The sequence below is a fragment of the Pseudomonas marginalis genome, assembly GCF_024169655.1.
GTDB lineage: Bacteria > Pseudomonadota > Gammaproteobacteria > Pseudomonadales > Pseudomonadaceae > Aquipseudomonas > Aquipseudomonas paraveronii.
The window spans coordinates 5444892-5466224 of record NZ_JALJWV010000001.1; the positions used below are offsets into that span (position 1 = coordinate 5444892).

A 21333-nucleotide genomic window follows, 5' to 3' on the forward strand; every position below is an offset into this window, starting at 1 on the left:
CACCACGCACATTCAGGCAGCACGCGGTATCGTTAACGTCTTTCGCGAGCAAGCTCGCTCCTACAGTGACTGACAGGAGTTTTTCTCATGCGTATCGCTTCCCGGGTCATCGGCGGTATCGTCGCCGTCACGCTGCTGAGCCAACTGACGGCCTGCGGTTCGATTTTCTACCCTGACCGCCGCGGCCAGATCGACGGCAAGATCGACCCGACGATTGCCGTGCTCGATGCCGTGGGCCTGCTGTTCTACGTGATCCCCGGCCTGATCGCCTTCGGCGTCGACTTCGCCACCGGCGCGATCTACTTCGAACCGGGCAAGACCGCACAAGTCGCCCCGGAGAAACTGCACCAAGCCATCGGCGCCGACGGCAAGGTCGACACGGCCAAGCTGCAGACCATCATCCAGCAGGAAACCGGCCGCACCTTGCCGCTGGACGACCCGCGCATGATCCAGTTCAAGGGCAGCGTGCAACAACTGGCCGCCCTCGGCTTACAACCGTCCGCCTAAGGATCTGATCCGCTTATGACCAGCAGTCCCGAACACGCCCGGCTCTTGCGCCTGGCCACCCGCGCTTCGGTTGGCGTGGCCTCTGTGCTGATTGTGACCAAGGCCATCGCCTGGTGGCTCAGCGGCTCGGTGAGCATGCTCGCCGGGTTGACCGACTCACTGCTCGATGGCGTCACCTCACTGCTCAACCTACTGGCAGTGCATTACGCCCTGCGCCCGGCCGATGACGATCACCGTTATGGGCATGGCAAGGCGGAGTCGCTGGCCGGTATGGCGCAGGCATTGTTTATCGCCGGCAGTGCGGTGCTGATTGCGCTGCAGGCATTTGAACGGATCAAGCATCCCGAGCCCGTGGGGGCGCCGTGGCTGAGCATTGGGGTGATTATTTTGTCCCTGGCGCTGACCGTGGCCCTGCTGGTCCTGCAACACCACGTGGTGCGGGAAACCGGCTCAAGCGCCGTGCGCGCCGACTCGCTGCACTACCGCTCGGACTTGCTGCTCAATGGCAGCATTTTGATTGCGCTGGTCTTGGCCGGTTTCGGTTTCCATCAGATCGACGCCTGGTTTGGCCTGGGCATCGCGGCCTACATTCTGTGGAGCGCGATCCAGATCGCCCGGGAAAGTTTTGCCGTGTTGATGGACGAAGAACTGCCGCCGGACGTCAGCCAGCACATGCTGGAATTGGCCCGTGGCGTACCCGGCGTGCTGGGCGCCCACGACTTGCGCACGCGGATCTCCGGCAACCACTGGTTTGTGCAGTTGCACCTGGAATTGCCGGGAGAGTTGACGCTGTCTGTCGCCCACGGCATCAGCGACCAGGCCGCCGATGCCATTCACAAAGCCTACCCACGGGCCGAAGTGCTGGTACACGCCGACCCGTTGGACGTGGTGAGCGGCGCCCAGGCCTAGTACTGCACCTGGTAGCCGCGACTGCTCAGGCAGTTGCCCTGGGCCTGGCGATAGGCTTGCACCACTGCCGGGTCCGGGGCGTAGGTGACCGCTTGCGGGTCAAAGCCACTTTGCTGCACAGCCCAGCGATAACAGTCGTAACCATCCTGCTGCACCTGCGCCGGTGACTGGCCGTTGGCGGGATAGGCCACCACGTCATAGCCATTGCCCTGGGGCGCCGGCTGCGGTGCCGGTACCGCGGTCGGCGGTTCCACCACCACGTACTGCTGGGAACTGCTTTCGTAGGTGTAATAGGCACCCGCCGCGAGGAAGAACAGCGCGCTGCCCACCCACACTTCGCGCGCGTAGTCCGGCAGGTAATGCACGCGAATGCCATACGGCGGCGCCACCACCACATAGCGCGGGCCTTGCGGGCGATACCAGTAGCCGCCGGAGAAGAAATAATCCTGACCACGGTAAGGCACACGGTAATTACGCTCGGGAAAGCGATCCACCATATAGCCCGGGCGATATTGCGGACCGGGGCCCCAGCCGTTGCCGTGCCCATCGGGGCGACCTGGCCAGCGATTATCACCGGGACGCCCATTGTGGTAGCCGCCGTCGTTGTTGCCTGGACGTGAACCGGGGCCGCCCGCCTCCCAATGTTGATTGCCGTCGTTGCGGCGCGGGATGTCGCGGTAGTAACCCTGGCGCGGCTCCTGGGTCTGGCGCACGGTATCGGGGCGACCCTGGATCGGCAGGCTGTTCGATGGTTGTGGCTGCGGCGCCGGGCGACCCGGCTCATTGCCCTGTGGCCGGCCTTGCCCCTGACCGCCGCCGTTCGGCCCACCGCGATCAAAATGCGGGTTCTCCGGGCGCGGTTGATTGTTCTCAGGCCGTGACGGCGCGGTCTGCGGACGCGGCTGATTATTCTCGGGCCGCCCGCCACCTTCAAGGCCGCGTTCATGCTGCCCGCCGCCGCCCTGCGGCCGCTGCCCCTGGCCCTGACCGGGTGAATTATCACGTTCGTCGGCCGTTACCTGCGCGCTGACGCTGACCACCAGCAAACCAACACCTGCCATTCGCCAGATGCGCTTCATGCTCTTCCTCACTGCGGTTTAGGGCTTATCAATGAGACTGGAAAAGCCTCGCCCGGTTCTGGCACAGGTTATCAGTCACGAGAACAATTTTCTTAAGGCAAAAAGAAAGGGGCGACCCGTCGGCCACCCCTTGAGAACTTCGTCCGGGCTCAACGCTTATGACGTTGGCTCACCTCACGCCGTCTTGTGGACAGTGTGCAGCCTGGAGGCCGGCTCAACCCTGCTGGGGTGGCGGCCGCAGCGGGCCTGATTGGGCGAGCTGCTGTGGACTATGTCCAGGCGGTGATTCTGTTGGTAATCATAGGCGCAGCGCTCCGGCAGATGATTGCGAAGATTGCGTCAATAAACAGTGCTTGCGCAATTTTTAACCCTTAAGGGATAATTCACCGCAATAGTTACGACAAAGGCCAGCCCCATGAGCAAACTTGACCGATACGACCTGAGTATTTTGGCGGAATTGCAGCGCGACGCGAGGATCTCCAACCAGGAGTTGGCCGAGCGTATCGGGCTGTCGCCGTCGCCCTGCTCGCGCCGGGTCAAGCAATTGGAGGACGACGGCTACATCGCCCGCCAGGTCGCCCTGCTCGACCGCAAGATGCTCGGCCTGAGCCTCACCGCCTACGTGCTGATCGGCATGGACCGACACACCCCCGAGCGCTTCGAGAACTTCGAAGCGGCCATCCGCACCCTGCCCCAGGTGCTGGAATGCAGCCTGGTGACCGGGATGGATGCCGACTATCAGTTGAAAGTCGTGGTGCCGGACATGGATCACTACCAGAAGCTGCTGCTGGGCCACCTGACCCGCATTGAAGGCGTCACCAGCGTGCGTTCGAGCTTTGTGCTGAACCAGGTGCTCAACAGCACCGAGTTACCACTGACCCACCTGCGCACTTAAGATCGGTGAAGGTCAAATGTGGGAGGGGGATTTAAGTCTGCCTGCGACGCACCGACGCAGGTCAATGCCTAGCCCGAGCACTGCCGTATACTTGCCGCCTGCCCCGTCGGAAGAAACCAATGAACTCGATTGACCCCGCGCTATTTGAAGAATGGATGATGACCGGCCTGGTCACGATCCTGATCATTTTCATGGGTTTCATCGTCTGGGACCTGGCGAAGAAATCCAAGGCTGGGCGTTTCGGCTCGTTCATCCTGTTTTTCGTGCTGGGCCTGGGCGTGGCCGCGTTCGTCATCAAGAGCGTGGTGATCGGCCTGATCGAGTCCGGCGCCTTATAAACGCGCCGGTACGGCCTTCCATTGGCCCTGATCCAGGCCGTCGATGGACCACTCGCCAATCCGCACGCGCACCAGGCGCAAGGTGGGCAACCCCACCGCCGCTGTCATGCGCCGCACTTGGCGGTTTCGCCCTTCACGAATCACCAACTCCAACCAGTGGGTCGGCACGCTTTTGCGAAAGCGCACCGGCGGGTTGCGTGGCCATAACTCAGGCTCGTCCAACCGCCGGGCTTCGGCGGGCAAGGTCATGCCGTCGTTGAGCTCCACCCCGTCGCGCAGGCGTTGCAGTTGTTCTTCAGTGGGTTCGCCTTCCACCTGCACCCAGTAGGTTTTCGCCAACTTGTGCTTGGGGTCGGCAATGCGCGCCTGCAATTGGCCATCGTTGGTCAACAACAACAGGCCTTCGCTGTCACGGTCCAGGCGGCCCGCCGGGTAGATGCCGGGGATGTCGATAAAATCCTTGAGGGTCGCCCGCCCGCCTTCGTCGCTGAACTGGGTCAGTACGTCGAACGGTTTATTGAACAGGATCAGCTTCGGCTCGGCCGGTGGCGCCTTGGCGACGCGACGAGCTGCGGAATACGGGGCTTTCACGCCAGGGCGGCGCGAATCGGGACGGGTGGGACGGGACATGGCGAAGGAACATCTAACGGTCAGGACCGACAATGCTAGTGGCCTGACCGCTAAATGACCATCCCAACCGCTTAGCGGAACGGCGGCTCGTCGAAGCTGCGCAGTTTGCGCGAGTGCAGCGAGTTGAGCTCGGTGCGCAACAGGTCGACCGCCTCGATGCCGATCTTCAAGTGCTGGCTGACCGCCCGCTCATAGAACGCGTTGGCCGAGCCCGGCAGCTTGATCTCGCTGTGCAACGGCTTGTCCGACACGCACAGCAAGGTGCCGTAGGGCACACGCAAACGATAGCCCTGGGCGGCGATGGTGCCGCTTTCCATGTCCACGGCGACGGCGCGGGACAGGTTGATCAGCGGACGCTCCTGGGCCCAACGCAGTTCCCAGTTGCGGTCGTCGTAGGTCAGCACGGTGCCGGTGCGCAGGCGTTTTTTCAGTTCTTCGCCCTTTTCGCCGGTGACGTTGGCCGCCGCTTGCTGCAAGGCCATTTGCACTTCGGCCAGGGCCGGGATCGGAATGTTCGGCGGCACCACGCGGTCGAGAATGCCATCGCGGCGCATATAGGCGTGAGCCAGGACGTAGTCACCGATGGTCTGGGATTGGCGCAGGCCGCCGCAGTGGCCGATCATCAGCCAGCAATGCGGACGCAGCACGGCCAGGTGATCGGTGATGTTCTTGGCGTTGGACGGGCCGACGCCGATGTTGACCAGCGTCACGCCGTGGCCGTCAGTGGCCTGCAGGTGATAGGCCGGCATCTGGTAACGGTGCCAGACCACGCCTGCGGCAATGGCGGACGCTTCGCCGTGATCCATGCTCTTGTCGATGATCACATTGCCCGGCAGCACCATGCGGATAAAACGCGGGTCGCTGCGCAATTGCTCCAGGCCATGCAGGATGAACTGGTCGACATAGCGGTGGTAGTTGGTCAGCAGAATCCACGGCTGCACATGGCGCCAGTCGCTGCCGGTGTAATGCACCAGGCGGCGCAGGGAAAAGTCCACGCGGGCCGCATCGAACAGGGCCAGGGGCAGCGGGTCGGTGTTTTCCCAGTCGTACAGGCCGTCGGCGATGCCATCGGTGGCGGCCGACAGGTCGGTGCTGGGGAACACACGGGCCAGGGTCGCGGCGGTCACGCCGGAGCCGGCCAGTTCGTCGCCCTGCTCGACCACATAGGGATAAGGAATATTCTGCTGGCTGACGCCGACTTCCACCGTCACGGTGAAGTCGTGCATCAACGGCACCAATTGTTCCAGCAGGTATTTACGGAACGCCGACGGATGGGTGACGGTGACGCTGTAAGTCCCCGGCAGTTGGACCTTGGCATACGCCCGGGTGGTCTGTGGGACTTCGCCGTGGCACTGGTAAGTCAGGCGCAGCTCCGGGTAGCGAAACATCGCGCGTTGTTCGGCGTCGGGCTCGACGCGGTCCTTGAGGTATTGCTTGAGGGCTTGATTGAGCGCGCCGGTAGCACGCTCATGCAGAGCCGCCAGCCGGTCGACGGCTTCTTCGGCGGTTTGAACGACAACAAAAGCTTCGGTCACGGTAAGCATCCTGTGTGCTGACTTGCAGACCGTTATCTTGCCTGTATCCCTGTCAGACGCAAACTTTGAATTGGCATGCCTACTCAAGAAGAGCTCAGTCCCTGTGGGAGTCGGGCTTGCCCGCGATAGCGGTGGGTCATTGCCATAACGGGAGGCTGGCACACCGCGATCGCAGGCAAGCCAGCTCCCACATGTTGACCGCGTGTATTCAAAGGGCCTGTGGCGTGGACCGCGCGACAATCGCCTCAACATCCACCCCACGAGGCAAGGCGCCATACACGCGCCCCGACGACTCACCCAGCCGGCTGGCGATGAACCCATCGCTGACCGCCGCATTCCCGGCCTCCAGCAACAACTTGGCCTGCAACGCCACGGCAATGTCCTCGGTCAGTTGCCGTGCGCGGTATTGGATGTCCTGGGTGTCCATGAACGCCGCTTTCAGTTGCTCGATATGCTGCGCCAACCGCCTGTCGCCATGCCCGTCCCCCAGTTCGACAAACAGCGCTTCCAGCACACCCGGCTCTTTCGACAATGCGCGCAGCACGTCCAGGCACTGCACATTGCCGGAACCTTCCCACGTCGAATTCACCGGCGCCTCGCGATACAAGCGCGGCAGGATGCTGTCCTCCACATAACCGGCACCGCCCATGCACTCGGCGGCTTCGTTGATCATCGCGGGCGCGCGCTTGCAGATCCAATACTTGCCCACCGCCGTCACCAGCCGGGAGAATTTGGCTTCCTGCTCATCCCCCAAATGATCGAGGGCGCGGCCCATGCGCAGGCTCAAGGCCAGCGCGGCTTCGCTTTCCAGCGCCAGGTCGGCCAGCACGTTTTGCATCAGAGGTTGTTCGCTGAGTACGCGACCGCTGACCGAGCGATGGGCGCAATGGTGACTGGCTTGGGTCAGCGCCTGGCGCATCAAGGCGCTGGAGCCGACCATGCAATCGAAGCGGGTCATGGCGACCATTTCGATGATGGTCGGCACGCCACGGCCTTCTTCGCCGACCATCCAGGCCAGGGCGCCGCGAAACTCGACTTCGCTGGAGGCGTTCGAGCAATTGCCGAGTTTGTTTTTCAGGCGCTGGATATAGAACTGGTTGCGCGTGTCGTCCGGACGGTGCCGGGGCAGCAGGAAGCAGGTCAGGCCCTTGTCGGTCTGGGCCAGGGTGAGGAACGCATCGCACATCGGCGCTGAGCAAAACCACTTGTGCCCCACCAGTTCATAGGCTTGGCCGGGGCCGCCCGCGCCCACGGGGTAAGCACGGGTGGTGTTGGCGCGCACGTCGGTGCCGCCCTGTTTCTCGGTCATCGCCATGCCGATGGTGGCGCCAGCCTTGTGGGCGATGCCGACATTGCGCGGGTCGTAGTCGGTGCTGAGGATTTTCGGCAGCCAGGTCTGCGCCAGGTCCGGTTGCAGGCGCAGGGCCGGGACGCAGGCGAAGGTCATGGTCAACGGGCAGCCAGTGCCGGCTTCGGCCTGGCTGTGCAGGTAAGTCAGGGCGGCACGGGCCACATGGGCGCCGGATTGTGGATGCGCCCACGGCAGCGATGGCAGGCCATGTTCGACGGCAGTGCGCATCAGCTCGTGGTAGGCCGGGTGAAACTCCACCAGGTCGATACGATGGCCATAGCGGTCATGGCTGCTGAACTGTGGTTTGTTCTGATTCGCCAGAAACCCGGCCGCCATCAGCGGCCCGCCGGCCAGCGCACCGTAGGCATCGATGCGCGGCGCGGCCCAGCCGGCGCCGAAGCGGCGCGACCAGTCTTGCAGCGGCACGTCGATGCGGTACAGGTTGACGCCGTCCAGGGAGGGCGGCTGGTTGGTGACGTCGTGGGTTTCGGCGAACTGATGCAGGTTCATGACGGGCCTCCTGGAAAAAGGCCATCTGGGTTGCGGCCCGAATTTCAGTTAAGCACCATCATCTCGCTTAAAAAAGTGGCATACGCGCCGAATGTCCGGCGCTTTCGCCCTCTGAGGGACACAACAGCCGGCGCTCCAATACCGCCTGCAGCGCGTCGAAACGTACCGGTTTGACCAGGCGTTCGGTGATGCCGATGCCATGGCAGCGCTCACGTTCAGACACATTCAGCGTGGCGCCCAGGGCGATCACCGGTAACTCGCCGCAGCCGGGCAACGCACGAATCTGACAGCACAACGAGAAGCCGTCTTCAGGTGTATCCAACAGCACCGCGTCGAATGTTTCCCCCTGCAATGCCGCCAACGCTGCCGGCCCGCTGTCGACGGTTTTCACCCGATAACCGAGCTTGAGCAACATGCCACGCACCGCCCACTGGCCGACGCTGTTGTCGTCCACCAACAGCACGGTGCACTGCGCAGGCGCGCGTTCGCGCTCAGGGCTCGCCGGGCGTGGCTCGAGCTGCAGCACGGCGACCGCCAGTTCCAACTGGAAGCGACTGCCCTTGCGTGGTTCGGAATGATGGGTGAGGCGCCCGCCGAGTAATTCGATCAGTTGCCGGCAGATCGCCAAACCAATCCCCAGGCCGCCGTATTCGCGCGTCGTCGAGCCATCGAGCTGGAAGAAACGCTGGTACAGGGTGGCCTCGTCGAGAAAAGCAAAGCCGATGCCCGTGTCGGTGACGATAAAACTCAGGCGCACGCCGCCGTCGCTCAGGGGCACGCCGACCACCCGCAGACGCACGGCGCCTTCGTGGGTGAACTTGAAGGCGTTGTCCAACAGGCAATCCAGGCACTGGCTGAGTTTGTCGGCGTCGCCGCGCAGGCGGTCGGGCAACTCGTCGGCGACATCGATGGAAAAGGCCAGGCCTTTGCTCTGCGCGCTGGCGCTGAACTGCTGGCGCAAGGTGTCGAGCACGCCGCGCAGGCTGAACACCTTGGGCTGGGCGCTCAGGCGTCCGGCCTGCAATTCGGTGAGGGTGAGAATGCCATTGACCATGCGCATCATGTCCCGCGCCGAGCCGGCGGCGGTTTGCTGGTACTGCGCCAGGTCGTCGTCCAGGGGCACGGTCTGCATCAGCTCAAGGGAGCCGATCACGCCATTCATCGGCGTGCGCAGTTCGTGGGTCAGGGTGGCGAGGAACTCGTCTTTGAGCCGGTTACTGCGGGCTAGTTGCTGGTTGAGCACTTCGAGCTTCTGGCTCGCGTCGTAGAGGGTCTGCGCCTGTTGCTCACGCATGCTGTTGATGCGATCCGCCAGGGCCAGGGACAACAGCGCCACTTCGATCGCCGAGCCGATCTGGCTGGCGTACATGGTGAGGAACACGTTGGGCAGGTAGCCCAGCACCATCAGGGTGTTGACCACACCGCCCAGCAGGAACGCCGACCAGGCAATGATGAAATAGCGCGCCACCCGCTGCCCGCAGTACCAGGCCTTGATGGCGGCGACAAAGATGGTCACGGTAAACACCAGCGCCAGACCGGTAGCCAGGCGCAACGCCAGGGCGTAACTGGTCATCAGCGAGAGCAGCATCACCACCGCGCCGCAGGCCACCAACCCCAGCAACAGGCGATTGATCCAGCGGCTGTGCTGGGCGGTGTGCAGGAAGCTGCGGGCGAACAAGCTGCCGAACAACGCCGCCGAGCCGATCAGGAAGGGCGTCGCAGCATTCGCCCACCAGGGGTTGTTCGGCCAGAAATACTCCACCGCCGCGCCGTTCACCGACAACTGGTACAGACCGAACGAGGCGATGTAGAAGATGTAATAAAGGTAGCTGGTGTCGCGCACGCTGAGGTAGATGAACAGGTTGTACACCAGCATCCCCAGCAACACGCCATAGATCAGGCCCAATACGTACAGGCGCAGCGGTTGCTGCTCAAGGTAGGCGGTGCTGGACCACAGCGTCAGCGGCGCCTGGATCGAGCCTTCGCTTTGCAGGCGCAGGTAGACGGTCTTGGTTTCGCCCGGCGTGAAGTCGACCTTGAACAAGTAGTTGTTCTGGCGAATCTCGCGACTGGAAAACGGCAGGGCATCCCCGGTGCGACCGGCCAGGCGGTAGTTGCCGGTGCTGTCGGGCAGGTACAGGTCAAGGTGGTCGAGGGGCGGATAGGCTAACTCCAGCAGCCAGGTGCGCTGGGCTTCAGGCTGCTTGGGCAGGTAGCGCAGGTTGACCTTGAGCCAGAACACCGAGCGCGAATAGCCGGCGTTGAGGGTGTCCTTGTCGTGGGGTTTGAACTGTGTGGCGGCGGCGGGAGCACTCACATCGGCGATGGTCAGGGCGTTAGTCGGGTCTTCGAGCACTTGCATGGCACGGCCCAAGGGCAGACTTCGAGTGTCTTGGGTGAACTCAATGGCGTTGGCGAACAACGGTAGCCCGCACAACAATAAAATCAGCAAATAGCGCATAGAGCCCCAGCGTGGCCTGTCCGGTTATGTCAAATAACCCCCCATTCCTTTTGAGAAGACGTATACCGGCGATACAGTAAGTTATTTGAATCCACTTTAGCATAGCCGTTAAAGGCCATTGGACACCATCGAGATAATTTTTACAGAGGCTCTAGAACAAGGCTTTCGGCGACTTTTTCAACTAAAAATCGATACTAGCAAACAGCCATAAATACCCACGGATACAGACAAAATTCAGGCATCGCCAGACGGCCACGCCAAAAGCGTTTGGTGGTAAGCTCGCGCACCATGAATATCTACAGCTCTCGCCCCGTTGTCCTCTGTCTCTCCGGCCATGATCCCAGTGGTGGCGCCGGCTTGCAGGCAGATATCGAAGCCCTGCTCGCCCAGGGTTGCCATGCGGCTCCGGCCGTTACCGCGCTGACGGTGCAGAACACCGTCAATGTCAGCGATTTCCGCGTGCTCGACCGCGAGTGGGTGCTGGCCCAGGCCAATGCCGTACTCGGCGATTCGCAAGTGGCGGCGGTCAAGCTGGGCATGCTCGGTTCCACCGCGATGGTCGACACCGTGGTCGAACTGCTGCAGGCGCACCCGCACTTGCCGGTGGTGTGCGACCCGGTGCTGCGCGCCGGCGGCGGTGGCAGCCTGGGCAAGGACGAAGTCGGCTACGCCATGCGCGAGCGGCTGTTGCCGCTGTCGCTGATCGCCACGCCCAACCTGCCCGAAGCGCGCATCCTTGCCGAACTGCCTGAGGGCACGGCGGACGAATGCGCTGAAAAACTGTTGCCGTTTATCAAGCACCTGCTGATTACCGGCGGCCATGGCGATGAGCATCAAGTCCACAACCGCCTATACAGCCGCGACGGCACGCGCCAGACCTTTACCTGCCAGCGCCTGCCCGGCAGCTATCACGGTTCGGGGTGTACGCTGGCCAGCGCGCTGGCGGGCCGGATCGCCCAGGGTGAAGGCCTGGTCAGCGCCGTGCAATCGGCCCTCAACTACACTTGGCGCACCCTGCGTGACGCCGAACAACTCGGCCAGGGCCAGTTCGTGCCTCGCCGGCTGCCGCTGGATTTCTGCTCGTAACACCAAGAGGCCTGCCCGATGAAACTACGTGGCCTTTATGCCATTACCGACAGCCAATTATTGGCCGGCAAATTCCTCGCCTACGTCGAAGCGGCGCTGGATGGCGGCGTGACCCTGTTGCAGTACCGCGACAAAAGCAGCGACGAGGCCCGGCGTCTGCGTGAAGCTGAAAAGCTGCGGGAACTGTGCTCGCGCTACAAGACCCGACTGATCATCAACGATGACGCCGAGCTGGCCGCGCGCCTGGGCGTCGGCGTACACCTGGGCCTGACCGATGGCCCCCTGACCACAGCCCGTGCGTTGCTGGGCTCCAAGGCGATCATCGGCGCCACCTGCCACAGCCAGATCGAACTGGCCGAGCAGGCCGCGAAAGAAGGCGCCAGCTACGTCGCCTTCGGCCGCTTCTTCAACTCCAGCACCAAGCCCGGCGCCCCCGCCGCCAGCGTCGAAATGCTGGCCCAGGCCCGCGCGCGCTTGCAGTTGCCGATCTGCGTGATCGGTGGCATCACCCTGGAGAATGCCGAACCGCTGGTGGCCCACGGTGCCGACCTGCTCGCGGTGGTCCACGGCCTGTTTGGTGCCGACAGCACCCAGGAAGTCACGCGCCGCGCCCGCGCCTTCAACGATCTTCTTAAATATTCAGTTTAGAGAGCCCGATCATGTCCCGTTCCGAAACCCTGTTTGCCAATGCCCAGAAACACATCCCCGGTGGTGTGAACTCCCCCGTGCGTGCGTTCAAGAGCGTGGGCGGCACGCCGCTGTTCTTCAAGCATGCCGAAGGCGCCTACGTCACCGACGAAGACGACAAGCGCTATGTGGATTACGTAGGTTCCTGGGGGCCGATGATCCTCGGCCACAGCCACCCCGACGTATTGGATGCGGTGCGCAAGCAACTGGAACACGGCCTGTCCTACGGCGCCCCGACCGCGATGGAAACCGAGATGGCCGATCTGGTCTGCGCGATCGTGCCGTCGATGGAGATGGTGCGCATGGTCAGCTCCGGCACCGAGGCCACCATGAGCGCGATTCGCCTGGCCCGTGGTTTCACCGGTCGCGACAGCATCATCAAATTCGAAGGTTGCTACCACGGTCACTCCGACAGCCTGCTGGTGAAAGCCGGTTCCGGCCTGCTGACCCAAGGCGTGCCAAGCTCGGCCGGTGTGCCGGCGGCATTCGCCAAACATACCCTGACCCTGCCGTTCAACGACATCGCGGCCGTCGAGCAGATGCTCAATGAAGTCGGCGAGGAAGTGGCGTGCATCATCGTCGAACCGGTCGCTGGCAACATGAACTGCGTACCGCCGGCCCCGGGCTTCCTCGAAGGCCTGCGCGAGCAATGCGACAAGCACGGCGTGGTGCTGATTTTCGACGAAGTGATGACCGGTTTCCGCGTGGCCCTCGGTGGCGCCCAGGCGCATTACGGCGTGACGCCGGACCTGAGCACCTTCGGCAAGATCATCGGCGGCGGCATGCCGGTGGGCTGCTTCGGCGGCAAGCGCGAAATCATGCAGCACATCGCGCCGCTGGGCCCGGTGTACCAGGCCGGCACCTTGTCCGGTAACCCGCTGGCCATGGCCGCCGGCCTGACCACGCTGCGTCTGATCAGCCGCCCGGGCTTCCACGCCGAGCTGACCGACTACACCTCCCGCCTGCTCGACGGCCTGCAACAGCGCGCCGATGCCGCCGGCATTCCGTTTGTCACTACGCAAGCAGGCGGCATGTTCGGCCTGTATTTCAGCGGTGCCGACAATATCGTCACCTTTGAGGACGTGATGGGCAGCGACGCCGACCTGTTCAAGCGCTTCTTCCACCTGATGCTGGATGGCGGCGTGTACCTGGCACCGAGCGCCTTTGAAGCCGGCTTCACCTCGATCGCCCATGGCGACGCCGAGTTGAAACTGACCCTGGACGCTGCCGAACGCGCTTTCGCCGCACTGAAATAACTGACACAAAAATCTGACGCGGCCCCGGGCGGCGTCAGATTTGCTACTTTGCTTACAGATTTTTCCTAACTTTTTCGAGAAAACTCCTGCAATCCGGCAGATAACTTGCCTAAGCAGCAGAAAAACGAGTAAAGACTTTGTAAGCAGAGGCCTGCTTATTTCATAATGCGCGCTTATTGGACCCCCGAGGGTCCGCGCGCCCCGTCAGAGGTAAGTCGATTCCCATGAAACGCACCGGCCGCACCCTGGTCCTGGGCTGCCTGTTGCTCCTTCAGCCGCTGCTGGCACATGCACAAGCAGGCGGCAACTCGTTGTTAATCCCAGCGATGGGTCGTTGCACCCTCAATACCCAGCCAGACAGCCAGGCCGAAGCGCTGAGCGCGTGCCATAAACAGGCCGACGGCGGGGATGCGCAGGCGCAATACGAGTTGGGCGAGTACTACCACGACAGCAAGAACCCCGCGCGCGACCTCAACAAAGCGTTGAACTACTTCGAGAAAGCCTCGCTGCAGGGCCACGCCCAGGCACAATTCCAGCTGGGCACCATGTTCTTCCATGGTGAAGGCGTGCCGGCCAATAACGTCCAGGCGTATATCGTGCTGAAAATGGCCGCGGTCAACGGCGCCGAGGACGCGCTGGACACGGCCGACGAAGTCGCCGAGCACATGCAGCGCGATGAACTGGAACTGGCGACCCAGGTGCTGGGCCAGATCTTCCGCAACTACCTGCAGGAACTGCAGAGCGCGGATGGGCGTTCGCCGTTCTCGCCCCTGCCCTGATCGACCGGTGGCGAGAGCGCTTTCCCCCTCGCCGCAAACGCCTTACTTCTCAGGCATCGGCATCGGAAACGGCATGACATTACTCGTGCCACGGGCTTCGCTGATCTTCGGCGTACCCAGGCGCTCGACTTCATCGATGCGCACAATCGAATGCATCGGCACAAAACTGCGCACCACGCCTTCGAACTGGGCCTTGAGTTTTTCTTCGCCCGGGTCGACGACCAGCTGTGTGCGCTCGCCAAAGACGAACTCTTCCACTTCCAGGAAGCCCCACAGATCACTTTGATAGATCTGCTTGGCGTACATTTCGAACACCTGGCCCTGGTTGAGGAAAATCACCTTGTAGATTGGAGCTTCACGTTTGGTCATGGTGGGCGGGGAACACATCGGGGATTTAAAAGAGGGCGCGAACTATAGCATGGCGCCCGATGCACAGTGCTAGGAACCGATGGACATGACCCCTATAATGCGCGGTTCTTTACCACCAGTTGACGATTCCCATGGCCAAGAAGCTCTACATTGAAACCCACGGTTGCCAGATGAACGAGTACGACAGCTCGCGCATGGTCGATCTGCTGGGTGAACATCAGGCCCTGGAAGTCACCGCTCGCGCCGAAGATGCCGACGTGATCCTGCTCAATACCTGCTCGATCCGCGAACGAGCCCAAGACCGCGTGTACTCGCAGCTGGGCCGCTGGCGCGAATTGAAACTGGCCAACCCGGAGATGGTGATCGCCGTCGGCGGTTGCGTCGCCAGCCAGGAAGGCGCCGCCATCCGCGACCGCGCGCCCTACGTGGATGTGGTCTTCGGCCCGCAAACCCTGCACCGCCTGCCGGAAATGATCGACGCTGCGCGCCTCACCAAGCTGCCTCAGGTCGACGTCTCATTCCCGGAAATCGAAAAATTCGACCATTTGCCCGAGCCACGCATCGATGGGCCGAGCGCCTACGTGTCGGTGATGGAAGGTTGCAGTAAGTACTGCACCTTCTGCGTAGTGCCCTACACCCGTGGTGAAGAAGTCAGCCGGCCGTTTGACGATGTGCTGTCAGAAATCATCCACCTGGCCGAAAACGGCGTGCGCGAAGTGACCCTGCTGGGCCAGAACGTCAACGGCTATCGCGGCCAGACTCAGGACGGGCGTCTGGCAGACCTCGCAGAGCTGATCCGTGTCGTCGCCGCAGTGGATGGCATCGAGCGTATTCGCTACACCACCTCACACCCGCTGGAATTCTCCGACAGCCTGATCCAGGCCCATGCCGAGGTGCCGGAACTGGTCAAGCACCTGCACTTGCCGGTGCAATCGGGTTCGGACCGCATCCTGTCGGCAATGAAACGCAACCACACCGCCCTGGAGTACAAATCCAAACTGCGCAAATTGCGTGCGGCAGTGCCGGGCATCTGCATCAGCTCGGACTTTATCGTCGGCTTCCCCGGCGAGACCGAGAAAGACTTCCAGCAAACCATGAAGCTGATTGAAGACGTCGGTTTCGACTTTTCCTACTCGTTCGTCTACAGCCAGCGCCCCGGCACCCCGGCAGCCGATTTGGCCGATGACACCCCGGAAGCGTTGAAAAAAGAGCGTTTGAACGCCCTGCAGCATCGCCTGAATCAGCAGGGCTTCGAGATCAGCCGACAAATGGTGGGGTCTACCCAGCGCATCCTCGTCACCGACTACTCGAAGAAAGACCCGGGCGAACTGCAAGGCCGCACCGAGAACAACCGCATCGTCAACTTCCGTTGCGACAACCCGACCCTGATCGGCCAGTTTGCCGATGTCCACATCGATGCGGCGCAACCGCACTCGTTGCGTGGGTCTCTGGTGTAATAAATGTGGGAGGGGGCTTGCCCCCGATTGCGGTACATCAGCAGCACATGAGCTGCCTGACACTCCGCTATCGGGGGCAAGCCCCCTCCCACACTGGATCGGGTTGGATAAGTGCTTTCGCACACTGGCGCGTGGCGTTATCCTCTCTTTCACCTCAACAGCCAAAGGGCGGCTAAAAGCGACCTTGAACGCACCCATCGAACCCCATCGTTTTCTCCTCGAGCCGTTTGAGGCTCGCCGTTTCGCCAATCTGTGCGGACAGTTCGACGAGCACCTGCGCCTGATCGAACAACGCCTGAGCATCGAGATCCGCAACCGCGGCAATCAATTCGAGCTGATTGGTGAACCCCAGCACACCACGTCTGCAGAAAACCTGCTCCGCCGCCTCTACCGCGAAACCAAGGGTAGTGAGCTGTCGCCGGAGACGGTCCACCTGTACCTGCAGGAGTCTGCCGTGGAAGACCTGGCCAACAACCCGGTGGCCGAAGCCAGCGTGGCCCTGCGCACCAAAAAAGGCATGATTCGCCCACGCGGCTTGAATCAGCAGCGCTACGTCAAAGAAATCCTCGGTAACGATATCAACTTCGGCATCGGCCCCGCCGGTACCGGCAAGACCTACCTGGCCGTGGCCTGCGCGGTCGACGCCCTGGAGCGCGAGCAAGTGCGCCGCATCCTGCTGGTACGCCCGGCGGTCGAGGCCGGCGAAAAGCTCGGCTTCCTGCCCGGCGACCTGGCCCAGAAGATCGACCCATACCTGCGCCCGCTCTACGACGCACTCTACGAGATGCTCGGCTTTGAATACGTGGCCAAGCTGATCGAGCGTCAGGTGATCGAAATCGCACCGCTGGCCTACATGCGCGGCCGGACCTTGAACAACAGTTTCATCATTCTCGACGAAAGCCAGAACACCACCGTCGAGCAGATGAAAATGTTCCTGACCCGTATCGGTTTCGGCTCCACCGCCGTGATCACCGGCGACGTCACCCAGGTCGACCTGCCCAAGGGCACCAAGTCGGGCCTGGCCCAGGTGATCGAGGTGCTCAAAGACGTGCCAGGCATCAGCTTCACGCACTTCATGCCCAAGGACGTGGTCCGCCACCCGCTGGTCCAGCGCATTGTCGAAGCCTACGAGCGCTTCGAACATCGCGACGACGCCCCAGCCAAGGACACCCGCCGCGATGCTTGAGCTTGACCTGCAACTGGCAACCGACGCGCACGCCCCCAGTGAAGAGCAGTTCCGTCAATGGTGCACCCTGGCCCTGCGCCAGCGCACCGCCGACTCGGAGCTGACCATCCGTCTGGTGGACGAACCCGAAGGCCGCGAACTGAATCACACCTGGCGCCAGAAGGATTACGCGACCAACGTGCTGTCCTTCCCCGCCGACGTACCCGACGAGCTACTGGATATCCCACTGCTGGGCGACCTGGTGATCTGCGTCGAAGTCGTCGAACGTGAAGCGCAGGAACAAGGCAAGGCCCTTGAGGCCCATTGGGCTCATCTGGTCATCCACGGCTGCTTGCATCTCTTGGGTTACGACCATATAGACGATGACGAAGCCGAAGAAATGGAAGCACTGGAACGATCGTTGCTTGCAGAATTGGGTCACCCTGATCCGTATGCAGATGACGAAAACTGATTAACACTCAACTGAAACATCAAAGGATTTAGAGTAATCGCTATGAGCGAAGACCGATCGAGCAACGGGCAAAAGTCATGGCTGGGCAAACTGACCCAGGCTTTTGCCCATGAGCCGAAAAACCGCCAGGAGCTCCTGGAGCTGCTGCGCGAGGCCCATCAGAACAAGTTACTGGACAGCGAAGCGCTGGCCATCGTCGAAGGCGCCATCCAGGTGGCTGACCTGCAAGTTCGGGACATCATGGTCCCGCGTTCGCAGATGATCAGCATCAAGGCGCCCCAGACCCCACGGGAATTCCTCCCGGCCGTGATCGACTCGGCGCACTCGCGCTACCCGGTGATCGGCGAAAGCCATGACGACGTCATGGGTGTCCTGCTGGCCAAGGACCTGTTGCCGCTGATCCTCAAGGAGAACGGCGACAGCTTCAACATCAAGGACCTGCTGCGCCCGGCCACCTTCGTCCCGGAATCCAAGCGCCTGAATGTGCTGCTGCGCGAGTTTCGCGCCAACCACAATCACATGGCCATTGTGATTGACGAGTACGGCGGCGTCGCGGGCCTGGTGACGATCGAAGACGTGCTGGAACAGATCGTCGGCGATATCGAAGACGAGCACGACGTCGAAGAAGACAGCTACATCAAGCCGCTGCCGAGCGGTGATTTCCTGGTCAAGGCGCTGACGCCAATCGAGAACTTCAACGAGTTCTTCGACAGCGAATTCTCCGACGACGAGTTCGACACCGTCGGCGGCCTGGTGATGAGTGCGTTCGGGCACCTGCCTAAGCGTAACGAGACCACCGTGATCGGCGCTTATCGCTTCCGCATCCTGAATGCCGACAGCCGCCGGATTCATCTGATTCGCCTGACACCTATTGCCCGTTAAGGACTGACATGCGCCGTTTCATCGCTCCCGGCTGGCCCGGTAACTTGCTGGCCGTGGTGGCCGGCGCCATCACCACCCTGGCGTTGGCGCCGTTCGATCTGTGGCCGTTTGCGCTGGTGGCAGTCGGATTGTTCTATATCGGGCTGCGGGAACTGACCCCACGCCAAGCCCTCGGCCGTGGCTGGTGTTTCGGTTTCGGCCTGTTTGGCGCTGGCACTAGCTGGATCTACTACAGCATCCACCACTTCGGCGGCGCTTCGGTGCTGCTGGCCGGCTTGCTGATGCTGGCGTTCACCGCCGCCATTGCCTTGTTCTTCGCCCTGCCCGCCTGGCTGTGGGCGCGCTGGCTGCGCCGCAATGAAGCGCCATTGGCCGATGCCCTGACATTTGCAGCATTGTGGGTCGGCCAAGAAGCGTTCCGTGGCTGGTTCCTGACCGGTTTTCCCTGGTTGTACTCCGGCTACAGTCAACTCGATGGCCCCCTCACCGGCCTCGCGCCGCTGGGCGGAATGTGGCTGATTTCCTTCGCCCTGGCCCTGACCGCCGCCGTGTTGTGCAACCTGCCGCGCCTGCTGGCGACCAAGCGCAATGCCTTCATCGGCGCCGGCCTGTTGCTGCTGGTAGCGCCCTGGGCCATCGGCCTGGCCCTCAAGCATCACGCCTGGACTTCACCGTCCGGCAACCCGCTGAGCGTGGCGGCGATCCAGGGTAACGTCGAACAAAGCATGAAGTGGGACCCCGAGCAGCTCAATGCGCAGTTGGCGCTGTACCGCGACATGAGCTTCAGCTCCAAGCGCGTCGACCTGCTGGTATGGCCGGAAACGGCCGTGCCGGTGCTCAAGGACTCCGTCGAGGGCTACCTCGGAATGATGGGCAAGTTCGCCGCCGAGCGGCACACCGCGCTGATCACCGGCGTGCCGATTCGCCAGGAAGTGCATCACCAGAAGCGCTACTTCAACGGCATCACCGTCATGGGCGAAGGCGACGGCACCTACCTCAAGCAGAAGCTGGTGCCCTTCGGCGAATATGTGCCGCTGCAAGACATGCTGCGCGGCTTGATTGCCTTCTTCGACCTGCCCATGTCGGACTTCGCCCGCGGCCCGTCCGACCAGGCGATGCTGCAGGCTAAGGGCTATCAGATCGCGCCGTTCATTTGCTATGAAGTGGTCTACCCCGAATTTGCCGCCAGCCTCTCAGCCCAAAGCGACCTGCTGCTGACCATCAGCAACGACACTTGGTTCGGCACCTCCATTGGCCCGTTGCAGCACCTGCAAATGGCGCAGATGCGTGCGCTGGAAGCCGGTCGCTGGATGATCCGCGCCACCAACAACGGCGTGACCGGGCTGATCAACCCGTATGGGCAGATCACCGCGCAGATCCCGCAGTTCGAGCGCGGTATCCTCTACGGCGAAGTGGTGCCGATGCACAACCTCACGCCGTATCTGCAATGGCGGTCGTGGCCGCTGATCGTGGTGTGCCTGGTGTTGTTTGGTTGGGCGCTGTTGGCCGGCCGGATGTCCAAAACCGTCTAACAGAATCAAACCGAACCCAATGTGGGAGGGGGCTTGCCCCCGATAGCAGTGTGTCAGTCAGTAGATTTGATACTGATACACCGCAATCGGGGGCAAGCCCCCTCCCACATTTTGATTTGCGGTGCTATCGGTAGAACAACCGATACCCCACCTGCCCCACCGCCTCATTGAGCAACTGCCCGCTCTGCCACACCGACTTGAACTCCGGCATCCAGCCACCCAGCGGCCGGGCGTTATCCTGGCCGAGGAAGCCGACCGGCGCCGGCACCACGCTGAAACCGGCTTTTTCAAAGCTCCACACCGCACGCGGCATATGCCAGGCCTGGGTCACCACCACGACGCGCTTGATCCCTTCGGGCAACAAAATCTCGGCGCTCATCTGTGCATTTTCCCAGGTGGTGCGGCTGCGCTCTTCCTTCCAGCGCACCGTCACAGCGAAGTCGTCCCGCATCGACAGCGCCATCAACTCCGCCTCGCTAGGCGGCGTACCGTAGTGCAAACCGCCGCTGGTCAACACCGGCAGCCCGGAGGCCTTGGCCAATCGTGCGGCGTAGCGCTGACGCTCCAGCCCGATGCCGGTTGGCTGGTCCGAACCCCAGGCTGGGTCCCCACGCTCGCGCCCCGAACCCAGTACCACAATGGCATCGGCGTGCTGGGCCAGGCTCGACCAGTCCTCCCGGGCCAACGGCGGCGCCGTCTCCAGGGCGCGAGCACTCCACTCCACCATGACCGGTAGACTCATCAGCCACATCCCGCCCAACCCGAGGGCAAAGCAACACCCGGCCAAGCGCGGGCGGCTGCGCCGAAACCACCAGGCAAGGGCCAGCAACAGCAAGAGAATGCCGGGCGGCAGCAACAATTGTTTGATGAAATAACGAATAGGCATCGAGCATCTCCATAGATGCCCGAAGCCTAAGGTGTAACGGGGTTTAGCGACAATCTTTACAAGAACGAAGCAGTGTCAGCGATGATCAGGCAGCTAAGGGGGCATGTATTACTTGAACCGCACGGCCCGATGTTTTTCCGGACCGCGAGCGGCTGACACATCCTTGAGCCACACCACCTTGGCCGACCGCACAGGCTCATTGGGTGGCGTGCAAGCCACGCCGACAGAAGCCAAGCGTTCGTTCCTTGCCAGGTAAGCCTTGATCAGTTCCATCTCCGCGTGGCTCAAGCCTCGCAGTTCCAACTCGACGGGCTGTTCATCACGCAACCGGCCCGCTGTACTTGCTGCATCCAATGCTCGACCCAAACGGTCGATGAGTCCTTGGTAAACATCCGATTTAGATAACATTCGCTGCGATTCCACCATCCCCTCACCTCATTGAAGATAAGTCTTGCTCCCCAATAAACAGCGTAGCCCCCATGGCTGCGCCTGCCCGGCGCCGCGACAGACGGCCTCGACCGAGCAATCAGGGTTTCCCTCGATAGAG

The 21333-nt window shown here is 62.2% G+C and carries 21 protein-coding genes; 13 read left to right on the forward strand and 8 right to left on the reverse strand.

Annotated elements, in window-relative coordinates; translation table 11 throughout:
* Nucleotides 1–87: 87 nt before the first annotated feature.
* Both J2Y83_RS25075 and J2Y83_RS25080 read left to right on the forward strand, forming a co-directional pair.
* Nucleotides 88–507, forward strand: a complete 420-nt coding sequence (locus J2Y83_RS25075) for a polyribonucleotide nucleotidyltransferase (RefSeq protein ID WP_253399378.1) — start codon at nucleotides 88–90, stop codon at nucleotides 505–507.
* 15 nt (nucleotides 508–522) lie between these two features.
* Nucleotides 523–1416 (forward strand): cation diffusion facilitator family transporter, encoded by an 894-nt coding sequence (locus J2Y83_RS25080; protein ID WP_253399380.1) that lies wholly within the window; start codon nucleotides 523–525, stop codon nucleotides 1414–1416.
* Here J2Y83_RS25080 and J2Y83_RS25085 read toward each other — a convergent pair.
* Nucleotides 1413–2495, reverse strand: coding sequence for a DUF6515 family protein (locus J2Y83_RS25085; protein WP_253399382.1), 1083 nt, complete (start codon nucleotides 2493–2495; stop codon nucleotides 1413–1415). The genes J2Y83_RS25080 and J2Y83_RS25085 overlap by 4 nt on opposite strands.
* Nucleotides 2496–2910: 415 nt before the next feature.
* On the opposite strand from J2Y83_RS25085, the gene J2Y83_RS25090 reads away from it, so the two are divergent.
* Together J2Y83_RS25090 and J2Y83_RS25095 are read left to right on the forward strand one after the other, a co-directional pair.
* Nucleotides 2911–3390: an Lrp/AsnC family transcriptional regulator gene (locus J2Y83_RS25090; protein ID WP_003194418.1), complete on the forward strand. Its 480-nt coding sequence runs from the start codon at nucleotides 2911–2913 to the stop codon at nucleotides 3388–3390.
* A 128-nt stretch (nucleotides 3391–3518) separates the two neighbouring features.
* Entirely contained in the window at nucleotides 3519–3728 is a 210-nt protein-coding gene (locus J2Y83_RS25095; RefSeq protein ID WP_026140189.1) for a DUF2788 domain-containing protein, read from the forward strand.
* Here J2Y83_RS25095 and J2Y83_RS25100 read toward each other — a convergent pair.
* From J2Y83_RS25100 to J2Y83_RS25115, 4 genes are all read right to left on the reverse strand, one after another.
* On the reverse strand, nucleotides 3723–4358 hold the full coding sequence (locus tag J2Y83_RS25100) for a pseudouridine synthase (RefSeq protein ID WP_253399384.1): 636 nt from the start codon (nucleotides 4356–4358) through the stop codon (nucleotides 3723–3725). The two genes, J2Y83_RS25095 and J2Y83_RS25100, sit on opposite strands and share 6 nt — an antisense overlap.
* Nucleotides 4359–4429: 71 nt before the next feature.
* A complete protein-coding gene (gene amn, locus J2Y83_RS25105) occupies nucleotides 4430–5902 on the reverse strand; it encodes an AMP nucleosidase (protein WP_164886999.1) in 1473 nt (490 codons plus the stop codon).
* 199 nt (nucleotides 5903–6101) lie between these two features.
* Nucleotides 6102–7754 carry an acyl-CoA dehydrogenase family protein gene (locus J2Y83_RS25110; protein ID WP_253399390.1) on the reverse strand — a complete coding sequence of 551 codons (1653 nt, stop codon included), beginning with the start codon at nucleotides 7752–7754 and terminating at the stop codon, nucleotides 6102–6104.
* A 67-nt stretch (nucleotides 7755–7821) separates the two neighbouring features.
* A complete protein-coding gene (locus J2Y83_RS25115; RefSeq protein ID WP_253399392.1) occupies nucleotides 7822–10215 on the reverse strand; it encodes a hybrid sensor histidine kinase/response regulator in 2394 nt (797 codons plus the stop codon).
* Between the two features lie 288 nt (nucleotides 10216–10503).
* Here J2Y83_RS25115 and J2Y83_RS25120 point away from each other — a divergent pair, with 288 nt between their 5' ends.
* From J2Y83_RS25120 to J2Y83_RS25135, 4 genes are all read left to right on the forward strand, one after another.
* Nucleotides 10504–11301: a hydroxymethylpyrimidine/phosphomethylpyrimidine kinase gene (locus J2Y83_RS25120; RefSeq protein WP_253399394.1), complete on the forward strand. Its 798-nt coding sequence runs from the start codon at nucleotides 10504–10506 to the stop codon at nucleotides 11299–11301.
* A gap of 18 nt (nucleotides 11302–11319) precedes the next feature.
* On the forward strand, nucleotides 11320–11949 hold the full coding sequence (gene thiE / locus J2Y83_RS25125; protein ID WP_253399396.1) for a thiamine phosphate synthase: 630 nt from the start codon (nucleotides 11320–11322) through the stop codon (nucleotides 11947–11949).
* 11 nt (nucleotides 11950–11960) lie between these two features.
* Nucleotides 11961–13244, forward strand: coding sequence for a glutamate-1-semialdehyde 2,1-aminomutase (gene hemL, locus J2Y83_RS25130; RefSeq protein ID WP_253399398.1), 1284 nt, complete (start codon nucleotides 11961–11963; stop codon nucleotides 13242–13244).
* 224 nt (nucleotides 13245–13468) lie between these two features.
* Nucleotides 13469–14023, forward strand: a complete 555-nt coding sequence (locus J2Y83_RS25135) for a tetratricopeptide repeat protein (protein ID WP_247403760.1) — start codon at nucleotides 13469–13471, stop codon at nucleotides 14021–14023.
* Between the two features lie 42 nt (nucleotides 14024–14065).
* Here the strand turns inward: J2Y83_RS25135 and J2Y83_RS25140 are convergent, their stop codons facing one another.
* The gene (locus J2Y83_RS25140) at nucleotides 14066–14392 is read right to left on the reverse strand and encodes a DUF1820 family protein (protein WP_003194436.1); all 327 of its coding nucleotides are present in this window, start codon (nucleotides 14390–14392) and stop codon (nucleotides 14066–14068) included.
* Nucleotides 14393–14523: 131 nt separating this feature from the next.
* Here J2Y83_RS25140 and miaB point away from each other — a divergent pair, with 131 nt between their 5' ends.
* The 5 genes from miaB to lnt all read left to right on the forward strand — a co-directional run bounded on the left by miaB (nucleotide 14524) and on the right by lnt (nucleotide 19900).
* Nucleotides 14524–15849 carry a tRNA (N6-isopentenyl adenosine(37)-C2)-methylthiotransferase MiaB gene (miaB, locus tag J2Y83_RS25145; RefSeq protein WP_253399400.1) on the forward strand — a complete coding sequence of 442 codons (1326 nt, stop codon included), beginning with the start codon at nucleotides 14524–14526 and terminating at the stop codon, nucleotides 15847–15849.
* A gap of 184 nt (nucleotides 15850–16033) precedes the next feature.
* Nucleotides 16034–17035: a PhoH family protein gene (locus J2Y83_RS25150; RefSeq protein ID WP_017848326.1), complete on the forward strand. Its 1002-nt coding sequence runs from the start codon at nucleotides 16034–16036 to the stop codon at nucleotides 17033–17035.
* The gene (gene ybeY / locus J2Y83_RS25155; protein ID WP_253399402.1) at nucleotides 17028–17486 is read left to right on the forward strand and encodes an rRNA maturation RNase YbeY; all 459 of its coding nucleotides are present in this window, start codon (nucleotides 17028–17030) and stop codon (nucleotides 17484–17486) included. Before J2Y83_RS25150 ends, ybeY begins: the two co-directional genes overlap by 8 nt.
* 42 nt (nucleotides 17487–17528) lie before the next feature.
* Nucleotides 17529–18368 carry an HlyC/CorC family transporter gene (locus J2Y83_RS25160; protein WP_253399404.1) on the forward strand — a complete coding sequence of 280 codons (840 nt, stop codon included), beginning with the start codon at nucleotides 17529–17531 and terminating at the stop codon, nucleotides 18366–18368.
* Between the two features lie 8 nt (nucleotides 18369–18376).
* Nucleotides 18377–19900, forward strand: a complete 1524-nt coding sequence (lnt, locus tag J2Y83_RS25165; RefSeq protein ID WP_253399405.1) for an apolipoprotein N-acyltransferase — start codon at nucleotides 18377–18379, stop codon at nucleotides 19898–19900.
* A 124-nt stretch (nucleotides 19901–20024) separates the two neighbouring features.
* Here the strand turns inward: lnt and J2Y83_RS25170 are convergent, their stop codons facing one another.
* Nucleotides 20025–20786 carry a YdcF family protein gene (locus tag J2Y83_RS25170; protein ID WP_253399407.1) on the reverse strand — a complete coding sequence of 254 codons (762 nt, stop codon included), beginning with the start codon at nucleotides 20784–20786 and terminating at the stop codon, nucleotides 20025–20027.
* 108 nt (nucleotides 20787–20894) lie between these two features.
* Nucleotides 20895–21212 (reverse strand): hypothetical protein, encoded by a 318-nt coding sequence (locus J2Y83_RS25175; protein ID WP_253399409.1) that lies wholly within the window; start codon nucleotides 21210–21212, stop codon nucleotides 20895–20897.
* Nucleotides 21213–21333 lie beyond the last annotated feature (121 nt).

Bases quoted from the DNA above. Each gene is read 5' to 3' on its own strand.
- J2Y83_RS25075 (WP_253399378.1), top strand. From the start codon at position 88: ATGCGTATCGCTTCCCGGGTCATCGGCGGTATCGTCGCCGTCACGCTG.
- J2Y83_RS25080 (WP_253399380.1), top strand. From the start codon at position 523: ATGACCAGCAGTCCCGAACACGCCCGGCTCTTGCGCCTGGCCACCCGC.
- J2Y83_RS25085 (WP_253399382.1), bottom strand. From the start codon at position 2,495: ATGAAGCGCATCTGGCGAATGGCAGGTGTTGGTTTGCTGGTGGTCAGC.
- J2Y83_RS25090 (WP_003194418.1), top strand. From the start codon at position 2,911: ATGAGCAAACTTGACCGATACGACCTGAGTATTTTGGCGGAATTGCAG.
- J2Y83_RS25100 (WP_253399384.1), bottom strand. From the start codon at position 4,358: ATGTCCCGTCCCACCCGTCCCGATTCGCGCCGCCCTGGCGTGAAAGCC.
- amn (WP_164886999.1), bottom strand. From the start codon at position 5,902: ATGCTTACCGTGACCGAAGCTTTTGTTGTCGTTCAAACCGCCGAAGAA.
- J2Y83_RS25110 (WP_253399390.1), bottom strand. From the start codon at position 7,754: ATGAACCTGCATCAGTTCGCCGAAACCCACGACGTCACCAACCAGCCG.
- J2Y83_RS25115 (WP_253399392.1), bottom strand. From the start codon at position 10,215: ATGCGCTATTTGCTGATTTTATTGTTGTGCGGGCTACCGTTGTTCGCC.
- J2Y83_RS25120 (WP_253399394.1), top strand. From the start codon at position 10,504: ATGAATATCTACAGCTCTCGCCCCGTTGTCCTCTGTCTCTCCGGCCAT.
- thiE (WP_253399396.1), top strand. From the start codon at position 11,320: ATGAAACTACGTGGCCTTTATGCCATTACCGACAGCCAATTATTGGCC.
- hemL (WP_253399398.1), top strand. From the start codon at position 11,961: ATGTCCCGTTCCGAAACCCTGTTTGCCAATGCCCAGAAACACATCCCC.
- J2Y83_RS25135 (WP_247403760.1), top strand. From the start codon at position 13,469: ATGAAACGCACCGGCCGCACCCTGGTCCTGGGCTGCCTGTTGCTCCTT.
- J2Y83_RS25140 (WP_003194436.1), bottom strand. From the start codon at position 14,392: ATGACCAAACGTGAAGCTCCAATCTACAAGGTGATTTTCCTCAACCAG.
- miaB (WP_253399400.1), top strand. From the start codon at position 14,524: ATGGCCAAGAAGCTCTACATTGAAACCCACGGTTGCCAGATGAACGAG.
- ybeY (WP_253399402.1), top strand. From the start codon at position 17,028: ATGCTTGAGCTTGACCTGCAACTGGCAACCGACGCGCACGCCCCCAGT.
- J2Y83_RS25160 (WP_253399404.1), top strand. From the start codon at position 17,529: ATGAGCGAAGACCGATCGAGCAACGGGCAAAAGTCATGGCTGGGCAAA.
- lnt (WP_253399405.1), top strand. From the start codon at position 18,377: ATGCGCCGTTTCATCGCTCCCGGCTGGCCCGGTAACTTGCTGGCCGTG.
- J2Y83_RS25170 (WP_253399407.1), bottom strand. From the start codon at position 20,786: ATGCCTATTCGTTATTTCATCAAACAATTGTTGCTGCCGCCCGGCATT.
- J2Y83_RS25175 (WP_253399409.1), bottom strand. From the start codon at position 21,212: ATGGTGGAATCGCAGCGAATGTTATCTAAATCGGATGTTTACCAAGGA.